The following is a 24,354-nucleotide window of genomic DNA, read 5'->3' on the forward strand; positions in this document are numbered from 1 at the left end:
GCGGCTTTTTACTTTTTTGGACCTAAAATGCGCTTTATGGTTGGTGCTTTAGTCGCTGTAGGTGGGTTTTTTAACACCATCACAGGGCGGGTGACAAAGATGTTGTTTGGGTAAATCACTTTGTGACCATCAACATGCTCAAGCACTACGTTCATCAAGCCCATTTCAATAATGCGGCCTTCTAAGAAGTTTGCACCGTCAATCACTCTCACCCAAAAGCCAACCCGACAGTCGTTTTGAATAAACATGAGTAAGAAAGCTGTTAGGTTACTCAGCAACGACCAGGCAGCAAAAAGCGCGACACCCAGCATGGCAAAAATTGATGAACCTAGTACTAACAAGCCGCGCAGTTCTATACCCCAAAAAACCAAGACTAAACACAGCATGACAATAGCAAGAATGATATTGAGCAACAGCTCGGCACGGTATTCTCGATGCGGATCAGCTTTGCCTTTAATTGCTTTTAAAAGCAGTTTTTTAGTGGTTTTACGCAGTAGCGGGTAGAGCAAGATCGCAATGATAGTTACGATTAAGTGGTATTGCTCATTAAAGAATTCGACGAAGTCCAAAAGGGATCCTAAGTTAAATATTTTTCATATCGATTCTAGCTTTTTAGCTTAACAATAACACTACCTTAAAAGGTATTTTTAACTGTTACTAGCCATTGCACTGAGTCAATATCGTCATCTTGTTTATTAATTGGTGCGGCAATATCTAGGTGAATAACAGTACCGGCATTTGCTCTACTTGGTGCTAAGCGCAGACCTAAACCCACATTTTGTAGCACGCCTCCATTCGTGCCATTATCTTTGTCGTTATACCAAGCTCTACCAATATCATAGAACGCGGCACCACCAACTTTGAACAATTGTAATAAGTCATACTCCCAGTAGTAGCGTTTTTCTAGAGTCACTAAAAAGCTACGGTCGCCTACTTGGTAGTCTAGCGGGTAACCACGTAGGCCGTTCTCACCACCAATAGTAAGCTGTTTATCAGCAGTGAGGTTTTCAGCATATTGTAAGCGTACTTTGGCGTACCAGCTTTGTCTAAGTGTGGTATTTAGGTAGTACTGTAGTTGCGTGCTGGCAAACAGGTTTTCGACATCATCGATTTCTTCATTCCAGTAGCCATCAAGGTCTGCCTTAAAACGCCATAACTGGTTGTCTCCAGAGTAATGCGCTTTTGATAACGATAACGAATAAATAGTGCGGCTGGCATCGTCGCTAAAATCTTTACTTGAATAACCTAATAAAGCATGAATATTCCAACCGAGGTTTAAATCTTCTGTACGGTAGATGCTATCGAAGTTTCTCACCTTAACGTAATGATCTTCAAACCATTGGCCACTAATGTAGGGGTAACTCAGGGTACGGTCTTCAGCAATTGGGAAGCGCGTGAATGGCGTTTCTTTAAAGGTTTCTTCGCGGTTTTCGATGCCAAGCTTAATACGTTGAGTCCAGCTATTACCAAGTTGTGATGAGTGACCAAAGTAAGCGCGGTTTAGTACCGTTTTTTGTTCAAACTCATTGACCACATCACCTCGGTAATAAAGTGACTCTCGACGTTGATCTGAGTAACTTGTAACACCGTAACTGTATGGCGTATCTATTGAGAAAAACGGGTAGCTTACATCGAGGTAATGACGCTTACCGTCGTCGTTATCTGAGTATTCAAAACGGCCTTGATACCGGCTCGAGAAAATATGCGGATCGTCATAAACAAATAGGTAACCTGTTCGGTCTGCATCACGGGTGCGACTAAATGAGACCCGCTTACCCCAGCCCAAAAAGTTAGATTCACGAAACCCGATACTCGACTCATTTTCTCCGCCACTGCGGCTAAAGCTTATTTCTGGTAATAAGGTCCACAGATCGCGAGTAATTACTTTTACATGTACGTTGCCATCACAATCAAGCTTTGCGTTGATACGTGCATCATATAGATAACCTTGTTTACGCAGCAATCGCTCAGACTCTAGCAATTTACGTGGGTTATACACATCACCTTCTTCGAACAATAAAACGCTGTGTATTACATTAGGTTCCGTAGTCATGTGAGCCCGATTGGCAAAGCGGAATAAAAAGTTATTTTCTTCTTCAAGCTCAGTGTTAAAGACGTTTAGTTGTTCAAGTTCAATGGAGACTATTTTACGGTTATTAGCAGCATCGGGGAGTGGGTTGTCGGCATCGAGCTGGCGGCGTAAGTTATTATCTTGTGATTTAAGTGTGCGTTGGTTTTGACAATAATTACTATCGTCAGTAAATAACTGCTCTGCATGAACATTTGCTGCTATGCAGATTGGTAATAGTGTTATTAACCTAGCAACAAAGTGCGACTTCTTAAATCCCATTTACACCCTTAGTTGAGTATGTCCTATGCAACTACTACATACTAAGCGAGGTAAAAAGTCTAGCTTATTATTGTAATTGCGCGACTAAATACTGATGAAGTTGTGGTAAAGCTGCACTGGCTTCTATGCCCTCAGCATTAATCCAAATACTTTCACTGTAATGTTCAAAGTTTAGATTAAAACTATGATCTGTAAAGTGAAAGCGTAATTGATGACGATCAGCGCCAGCATCAAAATCAGCGGTTGTTATTGCGGGAGCGTGTAAGAAAAGCGTAGCCCAAAGTTCAAAGTCTTCGTCGTGTGGCAGCTCATTCGACGTTACGAGAATAATTTCATGCTCGGCATCATACGTTAGTTCAGTCATAGCAGTCCTAATTAGCGGCAAGATAGTCGCGAATGGTATTTAAAAATGGTGCGCCGTACTTATTTAGTTTAGTAAAACCAACTCCCGATACCTTTAAAAACTCACTGTCGTTGGTTGGCATTAACTGCGCCATTTCTGCAAGGGTTTTATCATTGAATACCACATAAGGTGGCACATCATCGGCATCTGCCAACTCTTTACGTAAGGCGCGTAATTTAGCAAACAGCTTTTTGTCGTAATTAAACTGGGCGAGTTTATCTTGGTATACATGTTTCGCCTGTAATCGAGGTTCAGCAAGTTGCAGTGCATATTCACTTTTAAGAACCGCACGGGCGGCTTCTGTTAAGCGTAATGAAGAGCCCTGGGTAATGTCTTGGCTTAATAATCCTTGATGGATGAGTTGCCTTAAAATACTGAGCCAAAATTCCACACTGTGCTCTTTTCCTATGCCATAAGTACTAAGCTGGTGGTGATTGTTATCACGAATGCGGCTAGTGTTTGCGCCGCGCAGCAGCTCAACGATATAACCAATCCCAAACCGTTGCTCAGCACGATACACACACGACAAAGCTTGTTGTGCGACAAGTGTGCCATCAAAGCTAGTGGGTGGGTTTAAGCAAATGTCACAGTTGCCACAGGTTTCGCGCTTATATTCACTAAAATAATTGAGCAAAATTTGTCTACGGCATGTTTGCGCTTCCGCAAAGCTGGCCATAGCATTAAAGCGCTGCTCTTCAACACGACGACGTTGTTCGTCTTCGATATCTTCAAAAAAGCGGCGTACGCGGCCTATGTCTGCCGGGTCAAAATACATAATGGCTTCTGCAGCCAAACCATCACGACCAGCACGACCGGTTTCTTGGTAATAAGCTTCGATACTTTTTGGAATATCGTAATGCACCACAAAACGTACGTTAGGTTTATTAATTCCCATGCCAAAGGCAACAGTTGCAACCACAATTTGAATATCGTCACGGGCAAAGCCTGATTGCACAAATTGGCGTTGCTCGTTACTCATACCTGCATGGTAGGCTGCGGCATTAAATCCTGCATCAGCAAGTTTTTCGGCTACATCATCAACCCGTTTACGGCTGGTGCAATAAATAATACCACTTTGATTTTGCTGTTCTTTTAAATAACGAAGTAGTTGCACCATAGGTTTGAATTTTTCTTCTATGGTGTAACGAATATTAGGTCTATCGAAGCTACCAGTATGCACGTAAGGGTGGTTAAGCTGAAGTTGTTCAATAATATCGTAACGAGTTGCTTTATCTGCCGTTGCTGTAAGTGCCATCATAGGCACATGTGTAAAGCGTTGCTTTAATTCGTTGAGTCTACAGTAATGCGGTCTAAAGTCATGACCCCAATGCGACACACAGTGAGCTTCATCAATCGCAAAGAGTGCGAGTTTTAAATAACTTAAACGCTCTAAAAATTCGTGTTGCAGTACTTTTTCAGGTGCTACATACAACAGCTTAATTTGCCCGTAGTGCAATTGTTGATAGACAGCTTGTTGCTCTTCAAAAGGCAGGCTGTTATTGATGTATGCCGCTTGTACGCCAAGTGCTCTTAGTTGGGCTACTTGGTCTTGCATCAAGGAAATAAGCGGCGAGATAACCACAGTCACACCATCGAGGATCAAAGCAGGCACTTGATAGCATAATGATTTTCCCCCACCCGTTGGTAGGAGTACAAGCGAGTCTTGTCCGTCTAGCGCAGCGGCTATAATCGCTTCTTGGCCATCACGAAAATCCTTGTAACCAAACACTTGTTTGAGTACGGCTTGTGGTGATCGAACGGGTGTGTTGGACGTTGCGGTATTGGTATTCATCGCCGAGCATTTTAGTGGTTTTTTATTGCGATGTCTTTAGCAATATACCCAAACGACCTTAAAATGCAGAATTCAGCGTTTCACAGGTGCTTAATATCAAGGCGTTACTTTGCAACAATGGCAGTCCCTTTTAAGAAGTAAATACATGGGTTTATTTAGCGCGTTTTGGTTGCGTCACTGCTGAGGGGGCGTAAAATAAGGTTTTTAAACTATAAAGCCAAACTTATGCCTACCAACATTGAGCAGCGAAAAGGCGTCATTTTCGCTTGTTTAGCCTTTTTTATGTGGGGTCTTGCGCCCATTTACTTTAAGTTTCTACAGCAGATTTCTGCTTTTGAAATCTTAATGCACCGTGTTATTTGGTCGGTGTTGTTTTTACTTCTTATCATTGCTGCTCGTCATCAATGGCAGCGTATTCGTGTGGTTCTTGGACAGCCTAAATTACTGTTGATGTTGGTTATCACAGCAAGCTTACTAGGCTTTAACTGGGGCTTATTTATTTGGGCAGTGAACAATAATCATATGCTTGATGCTAGTTTAGGTTATTACATAAATCCATTACTCAATGTGTTATTGGGTATGTTGTTTTTAGGTGAGCGGCTGCGTAAATGGCAAGGTGTTGCGGTTGGTCTAGCGCTTTGTGGTGTGTTGCTACAGCTGGTGAGCTTTGGTTCATTCCCCGTAGTTGCTTTCTCGCTGGCTAGCTCGTTTGCTATTTATGGTCTATTACGTAAAAAGTTACCAATCGAGTCATTACCAGGATTATTGCTCGAAGCGCTTATTTTATTACCTGTTGCACTTATTTATTGGTGGTTGATGGCGCCATCAGCAAGCTCTGATTTAACTGCAAATGATTGGCACATTAACTTATTACTCATTAGTGCCGGTGTGGTGACAACTTTACCACTGTTATGTTTTACCGGTGCCGCAAAGCGCCTGCAATACAGTACGCTTGGCTTCTTTCAGTACATAGGCCCAAGTTTAATGTTTATGCTTGCCGTGGCGTTTTACGGTGAAGTATTTGATGCTGAGCGTGTGGTGACTTTTGCGTGTATTTGGAGTGCTTTAGCATTATTCAGCTGGGATTCGTATCGTCAAAGTCGAAAGCAACGCAAAGCGCAGTTAGAGGCAGTGACTAAGCCTGTATAGGCTTAGCTTACTAATTTGTTGCGGCCAGAGTCTTTTGCTTGATAAAGCTTTAAATCGGCCTGTTTTATTAGTTCATCCAAACTATAAATGGGCCCATTATGAAAACCAATCGACAGCGTAAACTTGATTTGGTCTTTGCTAAATTCAGAGCTGTGTTTTTCGACAAACAAACGGAATTTTTCTAAACGCTGTAACGATTCTTGTGGATCTTGATCCGCAAAGTACACCGCAAATTCTTCACCACCGAAGCGGCCTACTAAATTATCTCCAAAATACTTCGCCATACATTGTGATAAACCTTTAAGCACTTCATCACCTGCATCATGACCATAGTTATCGTTAATTGATTTAAAGTGGTCAATATCAATCATGGCTAAAGAGACTGAGGTATCTGACATTTTTGCAGCTTTTAGGTGATTGTTTGCTTCACCGAAGAAATAGCGGCGATTAGGGAGTTTAGTGAGGTAATCAGTGTTTGCCTGCAAACGAATTGTTTTAATGTTTTCAAGCATGTCGACGTTTTGGCTTAGCCGACAATAGAACTCTTCATTATTAAATGGCTTGCGAAGGTAATCGTCAGCGCCAGATTTTAAAAAGCGCGTTGAAAGATGCAAAGTATCGTAAGCTGAGATACCAATCACCGCTTTTTCGTCATTAGAATATAAACGGCGAATTTCAACACAGAGCTCATCCCCATTCATATTCGGCATTTCGTTATCGGTAATGATCACCGATATTTTTGGGTTTTCAGCCAGTACTTTTAAAGCATCAACACCATCAACAGCTTCAATGGTTTGGTATTTGTGACGAGTTAATAAGTTACAAATATGGTGGCGTGTTGCCGCTGAATCATCGACCACTAATACCAATATTTGCTCATTACGAGGTAAACGAGCGAGTTGTTTTTCTAGGTATTGGTAGGCTTGTTTATTTTCTTTGGTGATGTAATCAATGATGGGATGTTTTTCAACGATATTACGTGTTGTTTCGTCAAGATTGCCGGTCATTACAATGGTGGGAATGTCGGCAGCGATAGTACAGGGGACTGCTTCTCCGGTTGGTGCGTCAGGCAGAATAAAGTCTACTACTGCACAAAAGTAACTGTGCTTGCTAATAAGCTCTTTTGCCTCAGCTAAGTTACCAGCAATGTCGGCTTCATAGCCAACTTTTTGCGCGATGTGCTTTTGCACTCGCGCAATGGTTGGCGTATCTTCAATTATTAATATTCTTCGAGTCACAACTTGCCTTGAAATAACTTACTGGCGAAACAAAAGTTATTACAAGTTTTAACCCTAAAAGGGTAAAAAAGCAAATTGTTATAGGCTATCTGACTCAGAATAATATTCAACACTTTGTGTTGTTGGGCTCGCAATACGAGAGCGCCCAAATAAGGTATGAAACTTAGTTTTGCAGGTTGTTTGTTTAAGGTATTTGATCCAAGCGCGCTCAATTGGATTGGTTGCTTCAAGGTTACCGGTAACAACTTGTACAAATTGAGTTTGAAATTCATTTTGTGGTTCTAGGGTTTTGTTGTATAAACCCTTTAGAACAACACCATGCTGCTCGAGAATGTCGGCTTCTAGCAAAGTGAAGTGACCACTACGACCAAAACCGCGTGGGAAATTTTGATCATCATAGAATTGACGTTGGCTTGCAAATGCTTGACGAAGTGATGAAATGTCATTGCTCATGGCTTTATCCTCATGCCCTATTTTCTTGCTGGAGTATGGATCAAGTTGTCGATTTTATTAAACAAATTATTTTTATCGTAAGGGTAAAAAATGGATATCGATTTATTGAAGACTTTTGTTGAAGTGGTACGTACGCGCCATTTCGGTAAAGCAGCTGAAAATTTATATATTACACAGTCTGCGGTAAGTTTTCGGATCCGACAATTAGAGCAAGGTTTAGGCGTTAACTTATTTATTCGTCAACGAAACAACATTCAGTTAACGGCACCGGGTGAGCGATTACTGCCACACGCACAAATGATCATAACGGGGATGCAACGAGCAAAAGTTGATGTGGCGCTTGCTGATAATATGCATAAGCAAATTAGTTTAGCGGGCACACCTAATATATGGGATGCTTTTTTGCAGTTTGGTATTACAAACATTGTTTCTGCTATGCCGGGTGTATCGCTAGTCGCTGAAGTAAAAGCACAGCAAGAGAGTACTCGCTTATTGCTTGAACGTACATTAGATCTAGCGGTATTATTTGATCCCCCTAAAGTTGATGAGCTGGTTGTTCAACGAATTTGTGAACTCCCTATTATTCCTGTGAGCGCTTTTGAAACTGCAAACAGCGAAAACTTTTTCGATAATCAATATGTTTATGTTGATTGGGGAACAACCTTTTCGTTATGGCATGCCCGAGAGTTTAATGGCCATGCTCCCCCTTATTTCAGAACCAGCACCGGGCGTATTGCACTCGATTTAATATTAAAATGCGGCGGCAGTGCCTTCATTCCACAATTATTAGTCGAAGAGCAGCTTAAATCTGGTGAGCTTTATCATGTTGAAGATGTTGCACATACCTCGCGAGATGTATTTGTTGCTTACCACAGAGATAATGAACAAACCCCTCTATTAGAGAAATTAGTGACATTATTAACTGAGCTGCAAATAAAAGCTTAAAATTAATTTAACTTAGCTTTTATAAAAATTTAATGCCGCAACAGTAGGTTACGTTTTTATTTCAGAAATAATTATATTTCATGAAGGTAAATTGACGTTTTTGTTTCAATTGTCATCTTTTTGTCATTTTTCGATGTCACACTGCGCGCATTGAAACACAGTATGTGTTTTTTGTTGCGATTATTGAGGAAACGACATGAAATTTGCAAAGTCTAGCTTATTCCTAGCTTTATTTGGTGGTTTATCTTTTTCTGCATTAGCTGATGTAGATGTATATGGTAAAGCAAACGTGACTGTTCAATCATCAGATGATGGCGAAGGGTCTTTCACTGAAATTAAAAGCAATAACTCACGTTTTGGCTTAAAAGGTTCAGAAAAAATTTCTGAAGGCCTAGAAGCTGTTTATAAATTTGAGTTTGGTGTAGACGTATCTGACGCTGATTCAAAAGGCGACAATGACGATAACATTACTGCTCGTAACCAATATGTGGGTGTGAAAGGTAGCTTTGGTCAAGTTGTTATCGGCCGTAACGATACAGCAATGAAGCAATCTCAAGGTAAAGTTGATTTATTCAATGACCTTGAAGGAGATATCAAGAATGCGTTTAAAGGTGAAAACCGTTTAGGCGACACAATTTCTTATGCTTCTAAAGACTTTAATGGTTTCAAAGTGTTAGCGACATATGTAGCTGAAGATGATGTAGATGCTGATAACGGTTACTCAGTAGCGTTAACTTACGGCGATGCAAAACTTAAAGAAAGCAAACTTTATGCATCAGTTGCAGCTGACAGCGAAGTTAAAGGCTACGACATTGTTCGTGCAACAGTACAGGGTAAACTAGGTGACTTCAAACTAGGCGCTATGTACCAAACACAAGAAAAAGTGGATGGTAGTGCTGAAGCTGATGGTTACTTAGTAAATGCTGCTTACCAAATGAATAGCAATACTTTCAAAGTACAGTATCAAGTAATTGACTTTGATGAAGGCGATAAGAAAACAGCTATTTCTGCAGGTGTTGATCACAAGCTAAGCAAAAACACAAAAGTATTTGGTTTCTACTCAACGTTTGATACAGATAATCAAGTTGACCAAGATTACTTAGGTGTTGGTATTGAATACAAGTTCTAATCCAACCCTTGGATAACTCCCTAACTTGTCAGCCCAGCTAATTAGCTGGGCTTTTTTATTGCTCTAGAAATAAAATTTATACCGTAGTTAGCTTGCTTGAATGGTTAAGCTTGTGCGTAGTTTGATTTGCCAGCAAGCCAGCGCTGAATAAGTTTATCGGTTAGTTCTGGGTAGTCGTTTAATATTTTGAAGGCTATGGGTCTTACATGATCGAGTGTTTGTTTATCGCGGTTTAGATCGGCGATTTTAAATTCGGCTAGGCCTGTTTGTTTGGTACCAAGTACTTCACCAGGGCCACGAATTTCGAGATCTCGCTCAGCGATAACAAAGCCATCATTACTTTCACGCAGCACACCTAAGCGCTTTTGCGCTGTCGCTGATAATGGCGCGTGATAAAGTAAAACACAGTGTGATGCTGTTGCCCCACGGCCAACACGGCCGCGCAGCTGGTGGAGTTGTGCAAGGCCTAACCGTTCAGGGTTTTCAATAATGATAAGGCTGGCATTGGGCACATCAACACCCACTTCAATCACCGTTGTGGCAACGAGTACATGAATATTACCTGCTTTAAACTCACTCATAATGGCTTGCTTTTCAGCGGCTTTCATCCGGCCATGCACTAAGCCAACGTTTAATTCTGGCAATGCTGCTTTCAATTGCTCAGCGCTATCTTCGGCGGCTTGGCATTGCAGTACTTCAGACTCATCAATCAGGGTGCAAACCCAATACACTTGACGGCCTTGCTCTGTGCACGCTGTTCTCACACGTTGAATGATTTCGTCTCGGCGTGCATCTGGAATCGCCACCGTTGTGATAGGCGTTCTACCGGGTGGTAACTCATCAATCACTGAGGTTTCTAAGTCAGCGTAGGCTGTCATTGCTAAGGTTCGCGGGATAGGAGTTGCAGTCATCACTAATTGGTGTGGATAACAATCACCAAATCGGCCTTTTTCACGCAGTGATAGGCGCTGATGAACACCAAAGCGATGTTGCTCATCAATAATAATTAATACCAGGTTGTTAAACTCAACCTGCTCTTGGAATAATGCATGGGTGCCAACAATCATTTGCGCTTCCCCAGAGGCAATTTTTTCAAGAGTCGTTGCGCGCTCTTTACCTTTACTTTTGCCACCTAACCAAGCGACTTCAATTCCTAATTGATTAAACCATTGGCTAAAGTTGATGCCATGTTGCTCTGATAAAATCTCAGTAGGTGCCATTAAAGCTACTTGGTACCCTTCGCTTATCGCGGTCAGTGCGCTGAGCGCTGCGACTAAGGTTTTACCAGAGCCTACATCGCCTTGCACTAAGCGCATCATTGGAAATGGGTGCTGCAAGTCACCTTTTATTTCTGCCACGACACGACTTTGTGCATTGGTTGGGCTAAAGGCTAAATTAGCTAAAAATTGCTGCTCAAGCTGATTATGAGGCTTTAATGCAACTGCTTTTACGGTTTGCCCTTTTTGCCGCAGCTTTAATAGGCTTAAGTTTTGGGCTAGTAACTCTTCAAAGACTAAACGTTGTTGGGCAGGGTGCATACCTTGCTCTAGAGCTGTTAAATCAATATCGTTTTGTGGGCGATGTAAAGTCATTAAAGCATCGGCTAAGCGCATTCCAGTTGGCTGAAACTGCTCTGGCAGTAGTTCTTCTACTGGGTATTTACGTAATAGAGCAAGCGCCTGATCGCTAAGTGCACGAATAGATAACTGCTTAAGACCTTCAGTAACTGGGTATACTGGTGTCAGCGTTGTGTTCGTTGGTTGCTCAGATGGGGTATCCGATAAGCTGTATTCTGGGTGTGTCATTTCAAAACCAACACGACCACGGCGGATCTCACCAAAGCAGCGAATGATTTTACCTGTACTTAAAGCGTTTTTTTGAGCCGCACTAAAGTTAAAAAACCTGAGTGTTAAACGGCCTGTACCATCATTGACTTGGCAAACCAGCATGCGTCTTTTACCAAAGGTGATTTGGCTGGTTTCAATCGTGGCTTCAACACTAACATGACTATGAGGTTGGAGTTCGCAGATTGGGTGAATGCGGGTGCGGTCTTCATAGCGGTGAGGCAAATGAAACAGCATGTCTTGCACCGTCTCAATATTTAGCTTAGCAAGACGCTCGGCCATTTTCGGGCCGACGCCTTTTAATTCTGTAATTGGGTATAACGCTAAGCTAGGATGACTCAAAGGTGACTCAAATTATTAATTAGTAGACTGTTTTTCAGTTTACTTGCACTCGTTAGTAGCTTCAAGCGGTTGCGTGTGTTTTAAAATATTCCAGAACGTTTCATCAGCAACAATGTCACCATTTTCATCAAGCTCAGGGTACGGCAGCTCTTTTTCGCGGCATTGTTCTGCAATAATAGGGTGGCAGCCTTCAAACAAGATACGATGCTTAATTCTGGCATCAAGCATGTCGCGGTTGTAAAGCCCAGCTTCTTCCCTTTGGCGCTGTGCTTCAAATAGAATAAGCGCTGCTGCTACGGATACATTAAGAGACTGCACCATCCCTTGCATTGGGATGATGATGTTTTTATCAGCGTGAGCGAGGGCGCGTGATGAAATACCGTCTCGTTCTTGGCCAACAATGACAGCTGTTGGTTTGGTGTAGTCGATTTCGCGAAAGTCGACTGCATCATCTGTTAAGTGAGTTGCTAAAATTTGTACTTCAGGGTTGTGAGCACGCATCATGGCAACGGCCTCATCGATATTACGATGTAAGTGGGTTTCTAGCCAGTTCTTACTACCGCCTGAGGTATTGTTGGTTAACCATTTTTGATTCTCTGGCCATACAGCATGTACGTGATGGCAGCCCGTTGCGTCTGCTGTGCGGGCAATAGCAGATAAATTATGATGCTTGTGTACTTCTTCTAAACAAACCGTTAGGTCCGTTTGGCGGCGATCTAATACGCGCTTAACACGCTCAAAGCGAGTTGTATCCATAGTTGTGTGCTCGTTGACGGATTCTAATTGGCGCTGATTATACCCTAGGGAACAACAGCTCGGCTAATTGGGTTTTGTAATGAGATCAGCGTTTCTGTTGATTGAATAGCTTCGATGGCTTGTATTTTGTTAATTAACACATCTTGTAGATGATCAATTGAACGTGCCATTACTTTGATAAATATACTGTAATTACCAGTGGTGTAATAGGCTTCGACAACCTCTTCTAATTCTTTTAAATGCAGTAAAGTTTGCGGGTAATCACGGGCATTGTTGAGGTTAATGCCAATAAAGCAGCAAACATCGTAACCAAGCTGTTTGGCATCAATACTGACTTGGGTACCTGTAATAATACCCGCTTGTTTCATCTTTTCGACCCTAACATGAATGGTGCCGGCACTTACAGCAAAGCGTTTAGCAAGTTCTGCATACGCTGTTCGGGCATTTTCCATTAAAGCGTTAAGGATGTTTTTATCGAGATTATCGATTTGATAATTTTCCATGGTATTTCTTAGTGTTAATTGTTGAATCAATAATTTTTATAGCATTATTTTTATGAATGTTTCAATGTTAAGTTCTTTTTATTGTGGGTTATTGAAAATAATCTTTGTTTGGTTGAGGATTGCTTTAACAGGAGGAGCCAAGCAGCGGGTTTCTCTAATTAAGCAAGTAACAATAACTGGGAATGAGGCCAATTATTATGAGTTCACACTACCTGCAGCAACAGCAGCAAATTAGTAAAGTAAAACAGTTTTTTTCAAGCCAATTAGAACAACAATTAGGGTTAGTTGAAGTACAAGCGCCGATCTTGGCAAAAGTAGGCGATGGTATTCAAGATAACTTAAGCGGTACTGAAAATGCTGTATCGGTAGCAGTGAAAACAATTCCGGGTAGCCAATTTGAAGTGGTCCACTCTTTAGCAAAGTGGAAACGTAAGACCTTGGCTGATTACGATTTTTCGGTAGGTGAAGGACTTTATACGCATATGAAAGCGCTTCGCCCTGATGAAGAATCTTTAAGCCCAATCCACTCGGTGTATGTTGACCAATGGGATTGGGAAAAAGTGATTTGCGAGAGTACAGAGCGTACCTTAGACAAACTAAAAGAAACCGTAACATCGCTTTATCAGGCGATTAAAGCAACCGAACGCTTTGTGGCTAGTGAGTTTGATTTAACCTCGTTTTTGCCTGAGCAAATCACCTTTGTACACAGTGAACAGCTACGTCAGATGTATCCTGACTTTACAGCGAAACAACGTGAAAAAGCGGTCGCACAAGAATACGGTGCGGTATTTTTAATTGGTATAGGCGGCACACTTGCCGATGGTAAAATTCATGACGTACGAGCGCCAGATTATGACGATTGGTCAACACAAACCTGTAGTAAATTTGCAGGCTTAAACGGTGATATTTTAGTTTGGAACCCAGTGCTTGAAGATGCATTTGAAATCTCTTCAATGGGGATTCGAGTAAGTCCTGATGCCTTAGCTACTCAATTAGCGATTACAGGCGACCAAGCTCGTTTGGAGTTTGATTGGCATAAACAGCTACTCGCGAAGAAGTTTCCGCAAACGATAGGTGGTGGTATTGGTCAATCACGACTCGCTATGTTGCTATTACAAAAACAGCATATCGGGCAAGTACAAGTAGGTGTTTGGCCTGAGCAGCTAAAACAGCAAGTGGAAGGAATTCTTTAAATTAAGATTTAAAGACCCTGGTAAAAAGAGGCTTTAACTTAAAGCCTCTTTTTTATTAACTAGTTTTAAACTCAACCTCGACCTTGTTTTCTTCGAGCTTCACTTTGCAAGGTGGATATTGGCGGTTAGTTAAAAGTACTTTTTCGAAAATATGAATTTCGACGCCGGAGTGTAGTTTTTTATTAACTACTAACTGCGCATCTTCCAGTAAATCATGCAAATGATGCTCTAAGCTTGATAGCTTTTTCTCAAGAGTTTCAGCTTGCTCGCAATAGTGCATTTGTGTGGCACCAATTTTTGCGAGTAATTGCTTTTTCTTTTCGGCATCTTTTACTTGATCTGCCTTTTCAATAGCAGTTTGTAAGGTATCAAGTTGCGCATCTGTTTGTGCTAAGTCTTTTAAGCACTGATCTGTTTGCGCGGTTACATCAGCACCTGAAGCGGCTAAGTTAATCACCATTTTAGCACCCGATTCATTGCCAATTTCGCCAGCAATAATCATTTGTGCATCTAAGATTTCTCCGCCGAATAGCTTGCCTTGCGGATTATCTTCTTGGCCTATTTGCAACAGCTTAGTGGCTTTCATCGTACAATGGCTGGCTTGGCGCTCAATGAGAATATTATTGGCTTCAAGATAGCAGTATTGACCATGTGATAAGTGAATGTCACCTTGGCTGATGATATTACATGATAACTTTTTATCTTCGAGCTGGTGGCCAATCACGCCTTGTTTTATGGTGATATCGCCAGCCGCTGATAAATGACCAGACTCTACAGTACCCATAACAGTTATATCGCCTTTGGCATTAATACGCATGCCTGGTTCAACGTTATGAGTCACAATGACGCTGCCTTCAAAGTCTACGTGACCACTTTTTACGTTTACATCGGCAATAGTAAAAATATCATCAACACGCATGCCATTGGCAATATCAACAGGGACACCGGCAATGACAGAAATGAGTTCAAGTGGATTATTTTTAGATATTTCGGTACCTTCACCAGCAACTAATGTACTGCTCTCACCTGGTTTGGCTGGCAGTACATCACCGGTGACAGTAAAGCCTTCTTTACCAGGAGTTGCCGGAATTTGTTTAACTAGTAATACGCCAGGCTCTACGCTCGCTAATTTACCAAAGTCACGCATATCGGCAGTGCCATCCTCTCGTAGCTTTGGTTTTTTTAGGCGATCTTTTAAGGTCTCAACTTGTGGTACAAATTTGGATGGTTGACCATCAATAGGCAAGCGACCTTTAGCTAGCACCCCTTTAGCTACTTCTCCTGCGGGTAATTCAAATTGCTTCTGTAGTAATTGTTCTAAAAAGGTTTGTTTGTAACCTCGGGCTACCCCAGCTTTGATAAGCTCTTTCTTCGCTTCTTCAAGGCTCATTACTTTACCGCCTTCAGCGACGGTTAGCTCGCCTGTAGCCAGCATTTTATCATCGCTCAAAGTTACAACTAAGCTTGCATCATGTTTAGAAGCGACCACAAGCATGCGCTCATTAGAGTCACTTTTGAAGAAATTATTGATAGCTTCATGATCCACTCTGCATTCACAAAATGGTGACTTTTCTAATGCCTCGATAATAAACGCAGCACTAGGAGGCGAGTTTTCATGAACATCTAATAAAACGTTGCCGTTGTGAGCGAGCTTAAACACTTGTAATCCTTTTTTACTACTCTAGCTAAAGGTTTTATTAATTATAACAACAGAGTGCTAGAGAATTGCTTATGAGTCAAGAATTTCGGATGAGGAAAGTGGTAAGTTTTTCTAAAATAGCGCCAGCAACATTGCGTTGCTGGCAAGGAGCTATTAGTTTGTTGACGGAAGCTCCATGATACCGTCAATCTCAACTTGAACGCCTTTTGGTAACGCACGTACGCCAATTGCTGCGCGAGCAGGGTATGGCTGCTTAAAGTACTGACTCATTACTTCGTTAACGATAGCGAAGTTAGATAAGTCAGTTAAAAAGATATTTACTTTCACCATGTCTTGAATTTGACCGCCAGCAGCTTGGCAAACAGCTGTTAGGTTTTTGAATACTTGGTGGGTTTGTTCAGTAAAATCTTCAGAGATAACTTCCATTGTTTCTGGTACAAGTGGAATTTGACCTGATAAATAAACAGCCGTGCCTACTTTAACAGCTTGACTATAAGTACCGATAGCAGCAGGTGCATTATCAGTAGAAATAAAAGATTTGTTCATGATTATCCTTGTTACTTTTTACGATAGACTCTTTGCACATCAGGCATAACGCGAATGCGGCGCATAATATTAGCAACATGAACGCGGTTTTTTACCGTGATGCCTAAATCTATCATGTATAAATTACTTTCTTTTTCGTCAGTCGCTATCTCAACAATGTTGGCTTGGGTTGAGGCAACAACATTGGTTAATTTAGCTAGCGCACCTTGGTGGTTGATAATCTCAATACGAAGGGCTGCAATATATTCTTTCTCTGGGTTATCGTCCCATTTTACAACCAGGTATTTTGAGCGCTCTTTTTCCCAACCACGAATATTTTTACATTCTTGGCGGTGGACAGTAAGGCCTTTACCTTGGCTAATATAAGCTGTTATAGCGTCGCCAGGCACTGGGCGGCAGCACTTAGAGTAGTTAACCAACATGCCTTCAGTGCCGATGATGGTTGCTTTTGCTTTTTGCGCTAGGTCATCAAGATCGCCGGCATCAACTTGCATCAAGCGTTTCGCTATCAGCACACTCATTAAGTTACCAGAACCAATTTCAACTAATAGCTCAAGCACTGTATTTAGTTCATGCTCTTGAAGTACTCGGCGAATGTTTTCATCTGGAATATCATCCAGTTTGGTTTCACCTAGAGCTGAGTCGAGTAAACGTCTACCGAGCAACATTGCTTCTTCATGCTGCTGACTCTTCAGGTAATTGCGAATACCTAAACGCGCTTTACCTGTAACAACAAAGTTTAACCAAGTTGCATTCGGGTGTGCGCCTGAGCTGGTGATGATTTCGACCGTTTGTCCTGTATCAAGAGGCTTGCTCAGAGGGTGAGGTTTACGATTAACACGTGCACCCACACAAGTATTACCAACATCAGTATGCACTGCGTACGCAAAGTCGACAGCTGTTGCGCCCATAGGGAGCTCAACTATACGGCCATCTGGCGTGAATACATAAATCTCTTCAGGGAACAGCTCTGTTTTAACGTTTTCAACAAACTCAAAAGATGAGCCTGCACTTTGTTGAAGTTCCAATAAGCTTTGCATCCATTGGCGAGCACGCTGCTGTGCTGTATTACCAGCATTATCACCGGCTTTTTTATACATCCAGTGAGCAGCAACCCCTTTGTCTGCCATGTGATCCATATCGTGGGTACGGATTTGAATCTCTACAGGAATACCATGAGGGCCAACTAGTGAGGTATGAAGTGACTGATAGCCATTAGTTTTTGGTACTGCAATATAATCTTTAAAACGGGTTTCGATTGGCTTGTAAAGGTTATGAGCAACACCTAATACGCGGTAACAGGTATCCATATTATCAACATTGATACGGAATGCGTAGATATCCATTACTTCGTTAAACGACAGCTCTTTATTGAGCATTTTCTTATAAATGCTATATAGGTGTTTTTCACGGCCAGATATAGTCGCTTCGATGCCAGATTCTTCTAAGCGCGCTTCAATTTCAGTTTTAATATTACTGATAACTTCTTTTCGGTTACCACGTGCTTTGACGACTTCTGATCTCAATGCGCGATGACGCATAGGGTAAAGGGCTTGAAAACCTAAATCTTCTAATTCATTTTTAATATCATGAATACCTAGGCGGTTCGCAATTGGTGCATAAATCTCTAGCGTTTCACGGGCAATTCGGCGGCGTTTATCTGGACGCAGCGCGCCTAAGGTGCGCATGTTATGGGTTCTATCAGCCAGTTTTATTAAGATCACGCGAATATCTTGGGTCATCGCCATGATCATTTTTCGATAGTTTTCGGCTTGGAATTCTTTTTTATCTTTAAAGCTAAGTTTATCTAGCTTACTCACCCCTTCAACAAGCTCAGCAACTGTGTCGCCAAAAATTTCAGCTAAGTCTTGTTGGCTAAAGTCGGTGTCTTCAATCACGTCATGCATCAGGGCAGCCATCAGCGTTTCGTGATCTAGGTGCATGCCAGCGAGTACTTGTGTCACTTCGACAGGGTGGGTGATATAAGGCTCGCCACTTGAGCGAGTTTGGCCTTCGTGGGCTTCGCGAGCTACCACGTATGCTTTTTGTACCAGCTCAATCTCTGCTGGTGGTAAGTATTCGGATATTTTCTTTTTGAGGCCTTCGAATAGATACAAAGTCACACTCCAATGCGCAAATGAAGTAAATCGGTAACGGTATGAATAGAATATACGATGAAAAGAAGGGCTTGCCAACGGCTAGTGTAGAAATACTAGCCGTATAGCTAAATCAAAGCGGGGAGCTTGATTACTGGTTGCCACCTACGATAGCAGCCACAGCAGCCATTTCTGCTGCTTCTTGATGTTGTTGTTCTTCACGATCAATTAAGTCCATAGAAGAGCTATCAACTAGCCCTTTCTCAATTTCACGTAAAGCAATAACCGTTGGTTTGTCATTTTCAGCATCAACGAGTGGATCTTTACCACCAACCGCGATTTGGCGGGCACGACGAGCCGCAACTAAAATTAAGTCAAAACGATTACCAATTGCATCTACTGCATCTTCAACAGTTACGCGAGCCATCTCAGCACTCCAAATAAATTCTTAAGCAAAGGCGTAGTTTACTGTACCAAGTTAAATTCGCCAATAGCTTGTGGTTAATTTTTATCTTATTCTTAAAAGTATTATTTAAGTAAGTTCTCTAATAACGCCTGATGGCGCAAAGTTTGGCTTTTTAACGATAAACGTTTAGCCATGACAATGGTTTCGATTTCAGCAAGCGCAGTATCAAAGTCATCGTTCACAACAACATAGTCATACTCATTATAGTGTGATGTTTCTGATTGTGCTTTCGCCATTCTTCCTGCGATTACCTCAGCAGAGTCTTGACCACGGTTATTTAAACGTGATTCTAGTTCTTCTTTTGATGGTGGAAGTATGAAGATAGTCTCAACATCATCTACTAATTTACGAATTTGCTGAGCACCTTGCCAATCAATATCTAAAAATACATCAATACCTGCAGCAAGTTGGCTTTCGATTGCTTGCTTAGACGTACCATAGTAGTTATCAAAAACTTGCGCCCATTCAAAAAAGTCATTTTTCTCAATTAGCGCTTTGAAGTCATCCACAGAAACAAAATGATAGTGCACACCGTTTTCTTCACCCGGACGAGGTGAGCGAGTGGTGTGCGAAACCGATACTTTCATATCGCCGTGTTTCTTTAATAAAGCACCAATTAAGCTTGATTTACCAGCCCCTGATGGAGCTGACAAGATAAATAAATTTCCGCGAGTTTGCGCCATGATTTGTCTCTAATAAAAAATAAACAGGCTCGGACTATCACTAATCCAAGCCTTTAATTCATCTATTGTACTTTATTTCGCTAAAAGTGCTCAAGTTTGCCTGCTTTTAGCCTCATGAAAAAAAAGACCCAGCAGGTGCTGGGTCTTATAAAAAGCTATATCACGCGTTTATTCTATATTCTGAATTTGTTCGCGCATCTGCTCAATTAACACTTTTAGCTCTACTGCAGCGTTAGTGATGTCACTGTTGATAGATTTTGATGCTAACGTGTTTGCTTCACGGTTAAACTCTTGCATCATGAAATCAAGACGTCGACCACATGCGCCGCCTTTAGTTAAGATTTTTTTGGTTTCTTTAACATGCGACTTTAATCGGTCAAGTTCTTCAGCAACATCTTGTTTTTGTGCAAGGTAAATAAGTTCTTGCTCAAGGCGAGATTCGTCGATGTCTGTTTTTAGTTCTTCAAGCTTTAGGTTTAGTTTTTCACGTTGCCATTTAGCGATTTCTGGTAAGTGGCTTTCAACAATAGCAACCTGCTCTAAAATTGCATCAAGGCGAGTCGCAATCATTTCTTGTAAGTTCGCACCTTCATCGCCGCGAGCTTGTTTGAAATCTTCAATGACTTCATCGAACCCAGCAATCAGTGCTGTATTTACGCTATCCATATCTAGCTCTTCGGCTTCCATAACGCCAGGCCAACGTAAAATATCAACAGGGTTGATGTCACCGTTACTTTGGCTTTGCACCCATTGTGCGCTTTTAATTAATTGCTCTGCGAGTGATTCGTTAATCGTTAACTCACCAACATGCGCTGGATTTGCAGCAAACTTTAAGAAAACTTCAACTTTACCGCGCTGTAAATGTTTACGTAAACGCTCTCGAATAACTGGCTCCATGCCACGAAATTGCTCAGGTGCGCGGATAAAAGTCTCAAGGTAACGTTGGTTAACTGAACGAATTTCCCAAGTGCCAGTGCCCCATTCGCCTTTAATTTCGCGGCGCGCATAAGCTGTCATGCTGTGGATCATGGATGATTTCCTAGTGTTATTGAATTTACAAAGTTGACTGATTATACCGAATCAGCTTTTAACCTCTAGCGTAAATTTTCTGAAATGTGTTTTTCTGATGTAGTTAATTATGTAAATGAACATGGCATCTAGCACCACATCGACTTATAATGTGGCAAATTCAGAATTAAGGGGATCGTTAATGCGTCCAAGCGAAAGAACACCTAACCAAATTAGACCGGTTACATTTACACGTAATTACACTATGCATGCTGAAGGTTCAGTATTAGTAGAGTTTGGAAACACTAAAGTTTTGTGTACAGCAACTGTTGAAGCAGGTGTACCACGCTTTATGAAAGGCCAAGGTAAAGGTTGGGTTACGGCTGAATACGGTATGTTACCTCGTTCAACACATACTCGTAATGGTCGTGAGGCAGCGCGCGGTAAGCAGGGCGGTCGTACTATGGAAATTCAACGCTTAATCGCACGTGCACTGCGTGCAGCGGTTGACTTAAAAGCGTTAGGCGAAAATACCATTACTATCGATTGTGATGTGATTCAAGCTGATGGTGGTACGCGCACAGCATCAATCAGTGGCGCGTGCGTTGCATTAGTTGATGCGCTAACTTATATGCGTAGTAAAGGTATGATCAATTCAAACCCACTTAAGCATATGATTGCTGCAATCTCTGTAGGTGTATATAAAGGCCAGCCAATTAGTGACCTTGAGTATCTAGAAGATTCTGAAGCCGAAACAGATATGAACGTGATTTTGACTGAAACTGGCAAAATCATCGAAATCCAAGGTACAGCTGAAGGCGAACCTTTCTCATTCGAGGAACTAGATGAGCTACTTACATTAGCTAAGCACTCAATTCGTGAAATTATCGACGTTCAAAAGCAAGCATTAGCATAATAAAGAAGTAGGTTTATTAGTTATGAAAGATTATCAAAAAGAGTTTATTGAATTCGCACTTGAAAAGCAGGTGCTTAAGTTTGGTGAGTTTACTTTAAAGTCTGGTCGCACTAGTCCTTATTTCTTCAACGCTGGTTTATTTAATACAGGTCGTGACCTTGCACGTTTAGGTCGCTTCTATGCAGCTGCACTTGAAGATGCAGGTATTGATTACGATGTGTTATTTGGCCCTGCTTATAAAGGTATTCCAATTGCGACGACTACAGCCGTGGCTTTAGCTGATCACCACGACAAAGATGTACCTTACTGTTTCAACCGTAAAGAGAAAAAAGCACACGGTGAAGGTGGCACATTAGTAGGTTCTGAACTTAAAGGTAAGATCATGTTAGTCGATGATGTGATCACTGCGGGTACAGCTATTCGTGAGTCTATGGAAATTATTGCAGATAATGGTGCAGACTTAAGTGGTGTTTTAATTGCACTTGACCGTCAAGAGAAAGGTAAAGCTGAGTTATCTGCTATTCAAGAAGTAGAGCGTGACTTCGGCACTAAAGTTATCTCGATTGTAAAACTAGCTGACTTAATTAGTTACCTAGAAGCGAAAGGCACAATGGATGAGCATTTAGCCGCAGTAAAAGCATACCGTGATCAATACGGCATTGCATAACAGCTAAAAATGCAAACTATATAAAAAGCCCTGCTATGTTGCTGGGCTTTTTTGTTTTTGGACATTTGTGCTTTTATAGCCTTAAATACGGCTAAAAAGTTACTGAAGCGTTAATAAAGTTTCTCTTTTGTGCTGTTTAGATTAAAAAGAACTCAAAAGGTAGTTTTTTTAAAGTTTTCTCAAAAAAGTGCTTGCGTTAATTCGCCGTATCCCTATAATGCGCATCCACCGACACGGCGGACTGCTTACAAAAAAGCAAAACGACGAGTTGGTTGAGTCAAGTAAAACTGAGTTTTGAAAAAATAAACTTTTCTCAAAATTAAGTGTTGACAAAAATAACGGCTTGCGTAGAATGCACAGCCCTTGAGACGCGAAAGTATCTCAAACGTTCTTTAACAATATAAAGCAATCATCTGTGTGGGCACTCGTACAGATTGAGTTCTAACAGCAGATTCTAGTTCGCTAGATGACGCAAACAAATTTAGAGTCTCAATTGAACTGAGTGACCAACGGAAACAAGTTTACTTGTTTCAGCACAGTCAATTCGATATCGAAAGATATCAAAATTCAGAATTCATTGAGCATGTCCTTCGGGACAGAAAAAACTTTTAATTGAAGAGTTTGATCATGGCTCAGATTGAACGCTGGCGGCAGGCCTAACACATGCAAGTCGAGCGGAAACGAAGAGGTGCTTGCACCTCTGGCGTCGAGCGGCGGACGGGTGAGTAATGCTTGGGAATATGCCTTATGGTGGGGGACAACAGTTGGAAACGACTGCTAATACCGCATGATGTCTACGGACCAAAGTGGGGGACCTTCGGGCCTCACGCCATAAGATTAGCCCAAGTGGGATTAGCTAGTTGGTGAGGTAATGGCTCACCAAGGCGACGATCCCTAGCTGGTTTGAGAGGATGATCAGCCACACTGGGACTGAGACACGGCCCAGACTCCTACGGGAGGCAGCAGTGGGGAATATTGCACAATGGGCGCAAGCCTGATGCAGCCATGCCGCGTGTGTGAAGAAGGCCTTCGGGTTGTAAAGCACTTTCAGTAAGGAGGAAAGGTTAAGTGTTAATAGCACTTAGCTGTGACGTTACTTACAGAAGAAGCACCGGCTAACTCCGTGCCAGCAGCCGCGGTAATACGGAGGGTGCGAGCGTTAATCGGAATTACTGGGCGTAAAGCGTACGCAGGCGGTTTGTTAAGCGAGATGTGAAAGCCCCGGGCTCAACCTGGGAACTGCATTTCGAACTGGCAAACTAGAGTGTGATAGAGGGTGGTAGAATTTCAGGTGTAGCGGTGAAATGCGTAGAGATCTGAAGGAATACCGATGGCGAAGGCAGCCACCTGGGTCAACACTGACGCTCATGTACGAAAGCGTGGGGAGCAAACAGGATTAGATACCCTGGTAGTCCACGCCGTAAACGATGTCTACTAGAAGCTCGGGTCTTCGGACTTGTTTTTCAAAGCTAACGCATTAAGTAGACCGCCTGGGGAGTACGGCCGCAAGGTTAAAACTCAAATGAATTGACGGGGGCCCGCACAAGCGGTGGAGCATGTGGTTTAATTCGATGCAACGCGAAGAACCTTACCTACACTTGACATACAGAGAACTTACCAGAGATGGTTTGGTGCCTTCGGGAACTCTGATACAGGTGCTGCATGGCTGTCGTCAGCTCGTGTTGTGAGATGTTGGGTTAAGTCCCGCAACGAGCGCAACCCCTATCCTTAGTTGCCAGCGATTCGGTCGGGAACTCTAAGGAGACTGCCGGTGATAAACCGGAGGAAGGTGGGGACGACGTCAAGTCATCATGGCCCTTACGTGTAGGGCTACACACGTGCTACAATGGCGCATACAGAGTGCTGCGAACCTGCGAGGGTAAGCGAATCACTTAAAGTGCGTCGTAGTCCGGATTGGAGTCTGCAACTCGACTCCATGAAGTCGGAATCGCTAGTAATCGCATATCAGAATGATGCGGTGAATACGTTCCCGGGCCTTGTACACACCGCCCGTCACACCATGGGAGTGGGTTGCTCCAGAAGTGGATAGTCTAACCTTCGGGAGGACGTTCACCACGGAGTGATTCATGACTGGGGTGAAGTCGTAACAAGGTAGCCCTAGGGGAACCTGGGGCTGGATCACCTCCTTATACGATTTAGAACTTATTTGTTCGTAGTGTCCACACAGATGATTGTTAGTTAGCTAAACCACTTG

The 24,354-nt window shown here is 42.2% G+C and carries 21 protein-coding genes and 1 rRNA gene; 7 read left to right on the plus strand and 15 right to left on the minus strand.

Going from position 1 to position 24,354, the window contains the following annotated elements; translation table 11 throughout:
* Window positions 1–8: 8 nt before the first annotated feature.
* From QUE86_RS10405 to recQ, 4 genes are all read right to left on the minus strand, one after another.
* Window positions 9–569: a mechanosensitive ion channel domain-containing protein gene (locus QUE86_RS10405; RefSeq protein ID WP_105174932.1), complete on the minus strand. Its 561-nt coding sequence runs from the start codon at window positions 567–569 to the stop codon at window positions 9–11.
* Between the two features lie 65 nt (window positions 570–634).
* The gene (locus QUE86_RS10410; protein ID WP_167659155.1) at window positions 635–2,350 is read right to left on the minus strand and encodes a BamA/TamA family outer membrane protein; all 1,716 of its coding nucleotides are present in this window, start codon (window positions 2,348–2,350) and stop codon (window positions 635–637) included.
* 67 nt (window positions 2,351–2,417) lie between these two features.
* The gene (locus QUE86_RS10415) at window positions 2,418–2,714 is read right to left on the minus strand and encodes a DUF3630 family protein (protein ID WP_130049737.1); all 297 of its coding nucleotides are present in this window, start codon (window positions 2,712–2,714) and stop codon (window positions 2,418–2,420) included.
* A gap of 7 nt (window positions 2,715–2,721) precedes the next feature.
* A complete protein-coding gene (gene recQ / locus QUE86_RS10420; protein ID WP_286257070.1) occupies window positions 2,722–4,545 on the minus strand; it encodes a DNA helicase RecQ in 1,824 nt (607 codons plus the stop codon).
* 225 nt (window positions 4,546–4,770) lie between these two features.
* Between recQ and rarD the strand changes: the two genes are divergently transcribed.
* Window positions 4,771–5,694, plus strand: coding sequence for an EamA family transporter RarD (gene rarD, locus QUE86_RS10425; RefSeq protein WP_130052203.1), 924 nt, complete (start codon window positions 4,771–4,773; stop codon window positions 5,692–5,694).
* 2 nt (window positions 5,695–5,696) lie between these two features.
* Here rarD and QUE86_RS10430 read toward each other — a convergent pair whose 3' ends face one another.
* On the minus strand, window positions 5,697–6,932 hold the full coding sequence (locus QUE86_RS10430) for a GGDEF domain-containing response regulator (protein ID WP_286257076.1): 1,236 nt from the start codon (window positions 6,930–6,932) through the stop codon (window positions 5,697–5,699).
* Between the two features lie 78 nt (window positions 6,933–7,010).
* On the minus strand, window positions 7,011–7,385 hold the full coding sequence (locus QUE86_RS10435; protein WP_130049734.1) for a MaoP family protein: 375 nt from the start codon (window positions 7,383–7,385) through the stop codon (window positions 7,011–7,013).
* Between the two features lie 90 nt (window positions 7,386–7,475).
* Between QUE86_RS10435 and QUE86_RS10440 the strand changes: the two genes are divergently transcribed.
* Window positions 7,476–8,330, plus strand: coding sequence for a LysR family transcriptional regulator (locus QUE86_RS10440; protein WP_054554216.1), 855 nt, complete (start codon window positions 7,476–7,478; stop codon window positions 8,328–8,330).
* Between the two features lie 196 nt (window positions 8,331–8,526).
* Complete coding sequence (locus tag QUE86_RS10445) at window positions 8,527–9,459, plus strand: porin (RefSeq protein ID WP_167659152.1); 933 nt, start codon at window positions 8,527–8,529, stop codon at window positions 9,457–9,459.
* Window positions 9,460–9,563: 104 nt separating this feature from the next.
* Here the strand turns inward: QUE86_RS10445 and recG are convergent, their stop codons facing one another.
* Genes recG through asnC form a run of 3 tightly spaced genes read right to left on the minus strand, consistent with a single transcriptional unit; the run spans window position 9,564 to window position 12,904 of the window.
* Window positions 9,564–11,645, minus strand: coding sequence for an ATP-dependent DNA helicase RecG (recG, locus tag QUE86_RS10450; protein ID WP_286257077.1), 2,082 nt, complete (start codon window positions 11,643–11,645; stop codon window positions 9,564–9,566).
* A gap of 39 nt (window positions 11,646–11,684) precedes the next feature.
* Window positions 11,685–12,401, minus strand: coding sequence for a tRNA (guanosine(18)-2'-O)-methyltransferase TrmH (gene trmH, locus QUE86_RS10455; protein ID WP_239977912.1), 717 nt, complete (start codon window positions 12,399–12,401; stop codon window positions 11,685–11,687).
* Window positions 12,402–12,445: 44 nt separating this feature from the next.
* Complete coding sequence (gene asnC / locus QUE86_RS10460) at window positions 12,446–12,904, minus strand: transcriptional regulator AsnC (RefSeq protein WP_054554220.1); 459 nt, start codon at window positions 12,902–12,904, stop codon at window positions 12,446–12,448.
* A gap of 197 nt (window positions 12,905–13,101) precedes the next feature.
* On the opposite strand from asnC, the gene asnA reads away from it, so the two are divergent.
* Entirely contained in the window at window positions 13,102–14,097 is a 996-nt protein-coding gene (asnA, locus tag QUE86_RS10465; RefSeq protein ID WP_130049730.1) for an aspartate--ammonia ligase, read from the plus strand.
* 55 nt (window positions 14,098–14,152) lie between these two features.
* On the opposite strand, the gene QUE86_RS10470 is transcribed toward asnA, so the two are convergent.
* The 6 genes from QUE86_RS10470 to QUE86_RS10495 all read right to left on the minus strand — a co-directional run bounded on the left by QUE86_RS10470 (window position 14,153) and on the right by QUE86_RS10495 (window position 20,577).
* Entirely contained in the window at window positions 14,153–15,757 is a 1,605-nt protein-coding gene (locus QUE86_RS10470; protein WP_130049729.1) for a flagellar assembly protein A, read from the minus strand.
* A 153-nt stretch (window positions 15,758–15,910) separates the two neighbouring features.
* On the minus strand, window positions 15,911–16,303 hold the full coding sequence (locus QUE86_RS10475; RefSeq protein ID WP_054554223.1) for a RidA family protein: 393 nt from the start codon (window positions 16,301–16,303) through the stop codon (window positions 15,911–15,913).
* A gap of 11 nt (window positions 16,304–16,314) precedes the next feature.
* Window positions 16,315–18,420 carry a bifunctional GTP diphosphokinase/guanosine-3',5'-bis pyrophosphate 3'-pyrophosphohydrolase gene (gene spoT / locus QUE86_RS10480; protein ID WP_130049728.1) on the minus strand — a complete coding sequence of 702 codons (2,106 nt, stop codon included), beginning with the start codon at window positions 18,418–18,420 and terminating at the stop codon, window positions 16,315–16,317.
* A gap of 130 nt (window positions 18,421–18,550) precedes the next feature.
* Complete coding sequence (rpoZ, locus tag QUE86_RS10485) at window positions 18,551–18,826, minus strand: DNA-directed RNA polymerase subunit omega (protein ID WP_054554225.1); 276 nt, start codon at window positions 18,824–18,826, stop codon at window positions 18,551–18,553.
* Between the two features lie 101 nt (window positions 18,827–18,927).
* Entirely contained in the window at window positions 18,928–19,548 is a 621-nt protein-coding gene (gmk, locus tag QUE86_RS10490) for a guanylate kinase (protein WP_130049727.1), read from the minus strand.
* Between the two features lie 168 nt (window positions 19,549–19,716).
* Window positions 19,717–20,577, minus strand: coding sequence for a YicC/YloC family endoribonuclease (locus tag QUE86_RS10495; RefSeq protein ID WP_286257082.1), 861 nt, complete (start codon window positions 20,575–20,577; stop codon window positions 19,717–19,719).
* 181 nt (window positions 20,578–20,758) lie between these two features.
* Between QUE86_RS10495 and rph the strand changes: the two genes are divergently transcribed.
* The 3 genes from rph to QUE86_RS10510 all read left to right on the plus strand — a co-directional run bounded on the left by rph (window position 20,759) and on the right by QUE86_RS10510 (window position 24,289).
* Entirely contained in the window at window positions 20,759–21,472 is a 714-nt protein-coding gene (gene rph, locus QUE86_RS10500; RefSeq protein ID WP_130049721.1) for a ribonuclease PH, read from the plus strand.
* A 22-nt stretch (window positions 21,473–21,494) separates the two neighbouring features.
* Window positions 21,495–22,139, plus strand: a complete 645-nt coding sequence (gene pyrE / locus QUE86_RS10505; protein ID WP_054554229.1) for an orotate phosphoribosyltransferase — start codon at window positions 21,495–21,497, stop codon at window positions 22,137–22,139.
* 609 nt (window positions 22,140–22,748) lie between these two features.
* Window positions 22,749–24,289, plus strand: a 16S ribosomal RNA gene (locus QUE86_RS10510).
* The last annotated feature ends 65 nt before the right edge of the window (window positions 24,290–24,354 follow it).

It is taken from the genome of Pseudoalteromonas apostichopi, assembly GCF_030297135.1.
GTDB classification, from domain to species: Bacteria; Pseudomonadota; Gammaproteobacteria; order Enterobacterales; family Alteromonadaceae; genus Pseudoalteromonas; species Pseudoalteromonas apostichopi.

Bases quoted from the DNA above. Each gene is read 5' to 3' on its own strand.
- rarD (WP_130052203.1), top strand. From the start codon at position 4,771: ATGCCTACCAACATTGAGCAGCGAAAAGGCGTCATTTTCGCTTGTTTA.
- QUE86_RS10445 (WP_167659152.1), top strand. From the start codon at position 8,527: ATGAAATTTGCAAAGTCTAGCTTATTCCTAGCTTTATTTGGTGGTTTA.
- QUE86_RS10475 (WP_054554223.1), bottom strand. From the start codon at position 16,303: ATGAACAAATCTTTTATTTCTACTGATAATGCACCTGCTGCTATCGGT.
- asnC (WP_054554220.1), bottom strand. From the start codon at position 12,904: ATGGAAAATTATCAAATCGATAATCTCGATAAAAACATCCTTAACGCT.
- gmk (WP_130049727.1), bottom strand. From the start codon at position 19,548: ATGGCGCAAACTCGCGGAAATTTATTTATCTTGTCAGCTCCATCAGGG.
- QUE86_RS10495 (WP_286257082.1), bottom strand. From the start codon at position 20,577: ATGATCCACAGCATGACAGCTTATGCGCGCCGCGAAATTAAAGGCGAA.
- QUE86_RS10415 (WP_130049737.1), bottom strand. From the start codon at position 2,714: ATGACTGAACTAACGTATGATGCCGAGCATGAAATTATTCTCGTAACG.
- rph (WP_130049721.1), top strand. From the start codon at position 20,759: ATGCGTCCAAGCGAAAGAACACCTAACCAAATTAGACCGGTTACATTT.
- recQ (WP_286257070.1), bottom strand. From the start codon at position 4,545: ATGAATACCAATACCGCAACGTCCAACACACCCGTTCGATCACCACAA.
- asnA (WP_130049730.1), top strand. From the start codon at position 13,102: ATGAGTTCACACTACCTGCAGCAACAGCAGCAAATTAGTAAAGTAAAA.
- trmH (WP_239977912.1), bottom strand. From the start codon at position 12,401: ATGGATACAACTCGCTTTGAGCGTGTTAAGCGCGTATTAGATCGCCGC.
- QUE86_RS10440 (WP_054554216.1), top strand. From the start codon at position 7,476: ATGGATATCGATTTATTGAAGACTTTTGTTGAAGTGGTACGTACGCGC.
- QUE86_RS10435 (WP_130049734.1), bottom strand. From the start codon at position 7,385: ATGAGCAATGACATTTCATCACTTCGTCAAGCATTTGCAAGCCAACGT.
- QUE86_RS10410 (WP_167659155.1), bottom strand. From the start codon at position 2,350: ATGGGATTTAAGAAGTCGCACTTTGTTGCTAGGTTAATAACACTATTA.
- rpoZ (WP_054554225.1), bottom strand. From the start codon at position 18,826: ATGGCTCGCGTAACTGTTGAAGATGCAGTAGATGCAATTGGTAATCGT.
- pyrE (WP_054554229.1), top strand. From the start codon at position 21,495: ATGAAAGATTATCAAAAAGAGTTTATTGAATTCGCACTTGAAAAGCAG.